6 protein-coding genes are annotated in these 8,535 nt (G+C 54.4%); all 6 read right to left on the bottom strand.

The features are described 5' to 3' along the window. A partial coding sequence (locus GX108_03615) for an excinuclease ABC subunit UvrA (GenBank protein ID NLO56131.1) occupies positions 1-975 on the bottom strand: 975 nt, incomplete at its 3' end. Continuing rightward, on the bottom strand, positions 905-2,965 hold the full coding sequence (gene uvrB / locus GX108_03610; protein NLO56130.1) for an excinuclease ABC subunit UvrB: 2,061 nt from the start codon (positions 2,963-2,965) through the stop codon (positions 905-907). The genes GX108_03615 and uvrB, both read right to left, overlap by 71 nt. 103 nt (positions 2,966-3,068) lie before the next feature. Next, a complete protein-coding gene (locus tag GX108_03605; protein NLO56129.1) occupies positions 3,069-4,949 on the bottom strand; it encodes an ATP-dependent metallopeptidase FtsH/Yme1/Tma family protein in 1,881 nt (626 codons plus the stop codon). A 50-nt stretch (positions 4,950-4,999) separates the two neighbouring features. Beyond that, positions 5,000-5,536 (bottom strand): hypoxanthine phosphoribosyltransferase, encoded by a 537-nt coding sequence (gene hpt, locus GX108_03600; GenBank protein NLO56128.1) that lies wholly within the window; start codon positions 5,534-5,536, stop codon positions 5,000-5,002. Continuing rightward, positions 5,526-6,938: a tRNA lysidine(34) synthetase TilS gene (tilS, locus tag GX108_03595; GenBank protein ID NLO56127.1), complete on the bottom strand. Its 1,413-nt coding sequence runs from the start codon at positions 6,936-6,938 to the stop codon at positions 5,526-5,528. The genes hpt and tilS overlap by 11 nt, the downstream gene beginning before the upstream one ends. Before the next feature lie 52 nt (positions 6,939-6,990). Beyond that, positions 6,991-8,535 (bottom strand): glutamine--tRNA ligase/YqeY domain fusion protein (locus GX108_03590; protein ID NLO56126.1); only part of this gene is annotated, 1,545 nt, incomplete at its 5' end.

The raw sequence follows: 8,535 nt of genomic DNA, 5'->3' as shown, positions 1-8,535 counted from the left end.
CCAACCTCGATCCCGGGCAAGGGCCGCCAGTTTCCTCAGCATGTAGTGCTTGTTCTTCCAGGGAAGAATCGCTCCATCAAAAACCCCGACGGTGGGGTCCACGGCCAGTTCTTCGGAGAAGTACTGGTGACTACCAAGGCCATTGCAAGCGGGACAGGCCCCGTAAGGGTTATTGAATGAAAAAAGCCGGGGCTCGATCTCGGGAAGGATGATATCGCAGTCCGGGCACGCGTACTTCTCGGTGATGATCACCTCCTGGTCTCCAAAAAGAAGCATCAGGTAACCCTCGCTGAGAGAAAGAGAGTTTTCGACGGCTTCGGCAAGCCTATCCCTCCTGCTGTTTTCCACGGTGAGCCGATCGATGAACACCTCGATGTCATGCTTCTTGTTTTTATCCAGGGGGATGTCTTCCTCCAGCCAGAAGAGAGTGCCATCGACTCTCACACGGAGGAAACCTTCCTTCTGGTACTGCAGGAAGAGGTTCCGGAATTCACCCCTTTTCCCCCTCACTACAGGGGAGAGTATATCCACCTTCTCACCCTCGTGCTTCTGCAAAAGCATTTCCAGGATTTCGTCAACGGTGTGCCTCTCGACGGCCTTGCCGCACTGGGGACATAGGGGCGTCCCGGTCCTACCAAAGAGGAGCCTCAGGTAATCGTAAACCTCGGTCACAGTTCCGACGGTTGACCTTGGATTGCGGGATACTCCCTTCTGCTCGATTGAGATAGCGGGCGAGAGGCCCGAGATATCGTCTACATCGGGCTTATCCTGCACTCCAAGGAACTGTCTGGCATAAGAAGACAGTGATTCCACGTAGCGGCGTTGACCCTCGGCGTAGATCGTGTCGAAAGCCAGCGATGATTTCCCCGAGCCTGATGGTCCCGTGATGACGACCAGGCTGTTTCTAGGTATGTCTACGTCTATGTTTTTCAGGTTGTGCTGCCTTGCTCCTCTTACCTCTATCCATTGCGGCACGTCTGAATCCGCCTCCTTGGCCCTTCTGGAGAATATCCCTCAGGACGGCCGCCTTCTCGAAATCAAGATCCTCAACGGCCTTCCACATCATCCTCTCCAGTTCCTGGCTGGTGAAACCTTCACCTCCCGGCCTCAAGGATATTTCAAGGGGAATATCCACCGATTGTTCCTCCGGGAGCAGGGACAGGACCTTCTTATGCACGGTCCTGGGAGTAATGTTATGCATCCTGTTGAAATTTAACTGCTTTTCCCTTCTCCTTGACGTTTCCTCAAGGGCGGTTTTTATGCTGCCCGTCTCCTGGTCGGCGTAAAGGATCACTTGGCCTGCCGTATTCCTGGCAGCTCTTCCTATCATCTGGATGAGGGATCTCCTGGAGCGGAGGAAACCTTCCCTATCGGCATCGAGGATTCCCACGAAGGAAACCTCGGGTAGGTCAAGTCCTTCCCTGAGTAGATTCACGCCCACCAGAACCGAGATTTCTCCCCTTCGGAGGTCCCTGATCAGTCCCGTCCTCTCAAAGGCGTCCAGTTCGGAGTGGATATATTTAACACCAAAACCTATCTCCGATAGGTACTCGGCAAGATCCTCGGAGGACCGTTTAGTAAGGGTGGTTACAAGCGCCCTCTCTCCCCTGGCGGCAACCTTTCTCAATCTTTCCGTCAGGTCGTCTACCTGCCCCGTCGCGGGCGCAACGATCACTTCGGGATCGACAACTCCGGTGGGACGTACGATCAATTCGGCTACAGTCGAGGAGACACTCATTTCCCAGTCTCCAGGAGTGGCAGATACGAAACAGGCCTGCTTCAAAAAAGCGTAGAACTCGTCCCACTTAAGGGGACGGTTGTCGAGGCATGACGGCAGTCTGAACCCATGGTCCACCAGGGTCTGCTTCCTGGCCCTGTCCCCGTTATACATTCCCTGTACCTGGGGTATCGTGATATGGGATTCATCGATGAAGAAAAGAAAATCCTCGGGGAAGAAATCCAGCAATGTTCCCGGTGTTTCACCGGGTTGCCTTCCATCGAGGATCCGGGAGTAGTTCTCAATCCCGGAACAGTACCCCACCTCGGAGAGCATCTCCATATCGTACCTGGTCCTCATTTCCAGCCGCTGCGCCTCGAGGAGTTTATCCCTGGATCTGAAATATTGCAGCCTTTCCTGGAGCTCTTCCTCGATCTTAGGAAGGGCGTCGCCGATAGCATCCTGGGTCGTTATGTAATGCTGGGCCGGGAATATCGCGGCCTTGGGCTTGGAGAGGATGCTCTTTCCCGTCAACGGTTCTATCTCATCGATCTTTTCGACTACATCATCCTCCAGGTGTACCCTCACGGCCGTGTCGCTGTACGCTGGGAAGACTTCGATGGCCCCGCCCCTAGCACGAAAAGTACCCGGACGGAGGTCCAAATCATTCCTTTCGTAGTGATTTGAGACAAGCCTTGAGAGAAAATCCCTGCGTTCAAAACGTTCTCCCAGGGCAAAGCGGAAAATGGCTTCTTCATAGGCCTTTCTCTTGCCAAGACCGTAGATGCACGAAACGCTCGCCACGACTATTACATCTTTTCTTTCAAGAAGTGACTTCGTCGTGGCCAGCCTTAGCTTTTCGATCCTCTCGTTTATGGAAGCGTCCTTTTCAATATAGACATCGGATACTGGTACGTAGGCCTCCGGCTGGTAATAATCGTAGTAACTGACAAAATAGTGAACCGCGTTTTCCGGAAAAAACTCCTTGAACTCGCTGTAGAGTTGAGCCGCCAGGGTCTTGTTGTGCGCCAGGACAAGGGCGGGCCTCTGCAGCCTTTCAATGACATTGGCCATCGCGAAAGTCTTGCCGCTGCCGGTAACCCCTAAGAGGCATTGGAAACGCTCGCCCTTCCTGAAGCCTTCGGCAAGGCGGCCGATGGCCTCCGGTTGGTCTCCCGCCGGCGGCCATTCGGATCGAAGTTCAAAGGCTTTCAATTTATCGCTCAAGGTTGCCTCCCTTTGACGCATTTAAAGTGAAAAGAGCGCCCGACCTCAAAGGATCCGGCCGAACGCTCGGGTCATCCGCCAGGCGAAAGGGTCACCCCTTTGGGAGTCGGTCGGGCCTCTCCCTTCAGGCAACGGACCCTCCCTCTTTTCCTTCCCTCGTCAAAACGGTGGAACAATCATCGTCGAGCCCTTCTGTGGGCCTTATGATGCCCTCCTCAAGCAGAGCGTCGAGGCGATCGCCCTCGATGACCTCTTCAGCGAGGAGTGTCCTGGCAATCCTGACATGGGCCTCGTGATTCTCCTTAAGGATTTCGCGGACCCTTTCGTAACAGTCTTCAACGATGCGCCGTACCTCCTGGTCGATGGCGTAGGCCACTTCGTCGCTATAATTACGATCTTCCATGATGTCCCGGCCCAGGAAGACTTCGTGCTGCTTCCTCCCGAGCGTGACCGGCCCCAGGGAATCGCTCATGCCAAACTCCGTCACCATTTGCCTGGCTATCTGGGTCGCCCTTTCGAGGTCATTCTGAGCACCGGTGGTAATATCCGAAAAATGAATCTCCTCGGCCACCCTGCCGCCCAGGAGCACGCATATCCTGTTGATAAGTTCCTTCTTGGACATGAGAAATCGATCCTCTTCCGGGAGCTGAAGGGTATAACCAAGTGCCTTATGTCCCCTTGGGATGATCGATATCTTGTGGACAGGATCGCAACCAGGCACCATCTTCGCGACGAGAGCATGCCCTACCTCGTGGAAGGCTATGATCTCCTTTTCATGGTCGCTTATCAATCTACTCCTCCGCTCGGGTCCTGCGAGTACCCTGTCAGTGGCTTCCTCGAATTCGGCCATGGATATGTTCTTCCTGTCCTTCCTGGCGGCGAGAAGGGCCGCCTCGTTTACGAGGTTGGCTAGGTCGGCCCCGACGAAACCGGGCGTCCTCTTCGCAAGCACCTCGAGATCCACGTCTTCATCGGTCTTCATGTCCCTGAGGTGAACCTTGAGGATTGCCTCTCGCCCATTCCTGTCCGGACGGTCAATCACAATGTGCCGGTCAAACCGACCGGGCCTGAGAAGGGCCGGGTCCAGGATGTCGGGGCGGTTGGTCGCCGCTATCAGGATGATCCCCGATGACACGTTGAAACCATCCATCTCGACCAAGAGCTGGTTAAGAGTCTGTTCCCTCTCATCGTGGCCACCACCGAGACCTGCCCCGCGCTGTCTCCCCACGGCGTCTATTTCGTCGATGAATACTATGCAGGGTTGGTTCTTCCTGGCTTGTTCGAACATGTCTCTAACCCTGGCGGCACCCACGCCCACGAACATTTCAACGAAATCAGAACCACTGATGCTGAAAAAGGGAACATCGGCCTCGCCCGAACAGGCCCTTGCCAGAAGGGTTTTGCCGGCGCCGGGAGGTCCCAACAGGAGCACCCCCTTAGGTATCTTGGCGCCCAGCCTGGAAAACCTGGTGGGGTCCCTGAGGTAATCGACGACTTCCTTCAGTTCCTCCTTTGATTCATCACAACCGGCCACATCGGCGAAGGTAACCTTGGGCCTATTATCAAGGAAGAGTTTCGCCTTGTTCTTGGCGAAACTCATAACCTTGTTGCTCCCGCCCTGCATGTGATAGAGGATGAAAACCCAGGCTCCTATCAGGAGCAGGGTGGGAAAGAGGGAGGACATCATGGTGACCCACCACGGTGATTTCGCTGGAGGAAGGACCTCCACCTGGACTCCCTTCTCGGCCAATTGGGGAGCTAGGTCACCGATCCCGACGGCTATGGTCCGGAACTGGACCCCTCCCTCCCGGGTACCTTTTATTAGGTCACCCTCGATTGAGACCTGTTCCAGTTTCCCTTCCTGGAAATAGTTCAAAAAGGTGCTGTAACTGATCAGTTCACGCTCCTCGGGGCTTTGAGCCGGCGAAAGGAACATATTCACCAGGCTTACAACCAGTACGATCATCACCAGGTAAAGCCCGAGGTTCTTTGCCATTTTCCCCAATACGTTCCCACCTCTCGTTCAAAAGAACAAAGAACCCTACCAGAACGGGTTTAGCCCCTTCTTCTCAGGGTGTATATCTCGGGGAGGTTTCTCCACTTCCCGGAATAATCCAGGCCATAGCCTACCACAAACTCATCGGGAATTTCGAAACCCCTGAAGGTAATTTCAACATCTATCTTTCTCCTGGCAGGTTTGTCCAGCAGAGAACAGATCTCCAGCATCTCCGGTTCTCTCTCCCTGAGGATGCTGACAAGGTAAGAAAGAGTGAGCCCCGTATCCACAATATCCTCGACGAGGATGACATTCCTGCCGTTTATGTCGACATCAAGGTCCTTGATTATCCTCACAACTCCACTGGATTCAGTGGATGTTCCATAGGATGCCACGGCGAGGAAATCCATCTCTGTCGTCATCGATGTCGGAAGCTCCCTGATCAGATCGGAAAGGAAAACAACGGCTCCCTTCAAAACACCGATGAGCACGAGACTCCTGTCTCCATAGGCGGAACCGAGGTCGAAAGCGAGTTCTCGAACCCTGTCCTGGATGGTCTTTCTCCTGATCAAGACCTCTCCGAGGTCACATTCCATCTTCGTTCTCTCCTTTCCTTCCCTTCCTAGTGATCCTCGCCCGAAGTTGCAGAGAGGAGCCGAACTTCCCCTCGTCTATTGCCCTTCTTGAATCTAATGGGCATGAGAAGGGGCTCCAGAAGGTCCTGGAGAACCTGACCGAAGGCCAGTTTCTCTCCGCCCACCAGGGTATTTCCGATCGGTCTGGATCATCTTTTTTCGCGGTGTCGGCGGCTTGCACTTCCACGAAATCCGCCCCATCGGCGGGGATCAGGCAACTTGCCGACCCCAGGGCAAAACGTCGGCCGGGGATGAATCGCCAGTCAAAGGACCATGGACCCCATCGGAAGGACCCTCTTTCCCCGCGAAGATTGAAGTTTTCCCTGCCAGGTCCTTTGGAAGAGAAGGTTTCTCTTTTCACGAGGGAAGCGGCTTTTCCGGAAGCACAGATTTCGAGATCACCTTCCCATTGAAAACGCCAACGTCTCTCGCCTTTCCGTATCAGTTCGAGAAACCTTGATGTCTTCTCCCTTGAAAGGGGTGAAAGGCCCAGGCTTCTTCCCTCAAAGGCGAAGATCGACTGGATGGCTTGGTCCTCCATTCTTTGCAGGAGAGCCAAGTCCCACGATCTCAACGCTAAGGGCTGCCATATCCGGCACCACGCCGCCATGATTGCCGATTTCTTTTCTATCAGGTCTTCCAGTTGCCCGGCTTCCGAAGAAAGATCCAAAAGATGGTCCACGAAACGCTTGTTTCCTTCAGAAATAAGCAGGGGAAGAAAGACATGCCTTATCTTGTTGCGAAAATATTTTGTCTCGATGTTCGTCTCATCTTCCATCCAGTGGACGGAACCTTCGAGGAGCAACCCTCGCAGCTCATCCCTGGAGATGCCCATAATGGGACGGACAACCTTTCCCCTGGTCCAGGGTATACCCCTCAGGCCCCTGATCCCCGTCCCGCGGAGCAGATTCAGGAAAACTGTCTCGGCTAGGTCGTCGGAGGTATGCCCCGTCGCGATAAAAGGCGCCCCCTGCGAGGATGCTACCCGATGGAGGAAGGCATACCTTTCCCTCCTACCCGCCTCTTCAAGGGTTTCCCCCCTGCGTTTTATCGAGGGGATATCGAGGTGTTCCACGTGGCACTCAGTATTCCATTCGCGGCATACGCGCTCCACAAACGCGGCGTCCCTGAGGGAAGTCTCCTTTCGAAAGCCATGCTCAAGATGGGCAGCGACCACTCTGCCTTTCCACCTGAAACGGAGGAGCCAGAAAAGAGCCATGGAATCGCTGCCTCCGGAGACCGCAACCACCATCGGCCCGTCGTGGTCCCACCAGCCTTGGTCCCTGCCCGCTATTTCGAAACGCCTGAACAACGACCTGGCTCCTGAACTCCAGTCTCCCCTGGAGGAACGGTCCTTTATCAAGGGGGCCCCTCCTCTTTTTCGGCAATGATCCACCCAGTCCAGGATTAAAAACCTAACCGGGCCGCCGGCCCATTTTTTTAGCCCAACTGTCCTTGAGCGAAATGGTCCGGTTGAACACGGGTTTTCCCTTCCGGTGATCGTAATCTGTAATGAAATAGCCCTGCCTTAGAAACTGGAATCGATCCATGGATGCGGCATAGGCCAGGGATGGTTCCGCCATACAGTCCTGGATCACCTCCAGCGAATCCGGGTTAAGGTAGTCCTTGTAATCGGCACCTTCTTCCATTTCATCCATAGCTTCGAGCGTGAAGAGATGATCGTAAAGCCGGACCTCGGCCTTTATCGCGTGGGCGGCGCTCACCCAGTGGAGAGTTCCCCTGATGCGGCGCCCGTCGGGCGCTTCCCCTCCCCTGGATTCGGGATAGTATTCGCATCTTACCTCGGCCACCCGGCCATCAGGTCCTTTCTCGAAACTATTACATTTTACAATATAGGCATGCTTAAGTCTCACTTCCGCACCCGGTGAAAGGCGAAAGAACTTGGCGGGAGGGTTCTCCATGAAGTCCTCCCTCTCGATGTACAACTCCTTGCTGAAGGGTACCTTCCGGTATACAGCGGTTTCAGCTTCAGGATTTACCAGGACATCGATCTCCTCGCTAACGCCCTCGGGATAATTCTCTATGATGAGTTTCAGGGGTCTCAAAACCGCCATGGCCCGGGGCGCGACAGCGTTCAACTCATCCCTTATGCAGTGGTGAAGAAGTTCCACATCGACAAGGCTGTTTGCCTTGGAGACCCCGATCTTTCTGCAGAAGGCCCTTATTGAGGAAGGGGTATATCCCCGCCGCCTCAAACCACTGATTGTGGGCATCCTGGGATCGTCCCATCCGGAAACGAAACCCTTCGAAACCAGTTCAAGGAGCCTTCTCTTGCTCATAAGGGTATAGGTAAGGTTGAGCCGGGCGAACTCATACTGCCTCGGCCTGGAAGGAACCGATACATTATCGATGAACCAGTCGTAAAGGGGGCGATGGTCCTCGAATTCAAGGGTGCAAATGGAGTGGGTCACCCCCTCGATGGCGTCTTCGTAACCATGAGCGAAGTCATACATGGGGTATATGCACCACTTGTCCCCTGTCCTGTGATGAGGCTGGTGAAGGATCCGGTACATTACGGGGTCCCTCATGTTGAGGTTGGGATGGGACATATCGATCCTAGCCCTGAGAACGCATTCTCCCTCGGGGAAATGACCCTCCTTCATCTTGCGGAACAGCATCAAGTTTTCCTCTACGGACCTGTTGCTGTAGGGGGATTCTACCCCTGGTTTGGTTAGGGTACCTCGGTTTTCCCTGATCTCGTCGGCGGTCTGATGATCGACATAAGCCTTCCCCGCCTCAATGAGTTCAAGGGCCCATTCGTGGAACTGCTCAAAGTAATCCGAGGCGAAGCGCAGGTTCGCCCAACGGAAACCGAGCCAGGTCACATCTTCAATTATAGATTCCACGTACTCCGACTCTTCCTTGCTCGGATTGGTATCGTCAAACCTCAGGTTACACTCGCCACCAAACTGTTCGGCAATCCCAAAATTAAGGCATAT

It is taken from the genome of Thermovirga sp., assembly GCA_012523215.1.
Lineage (GTDB): Bacteria > Synergistota > Synergistia > Synergistales > Thermovirgaceae > 58-81.
Note: the sequence above shows the minus strand (reverse complement) of the source record. Positions and strands in the feature narration are given on the sequence as shown.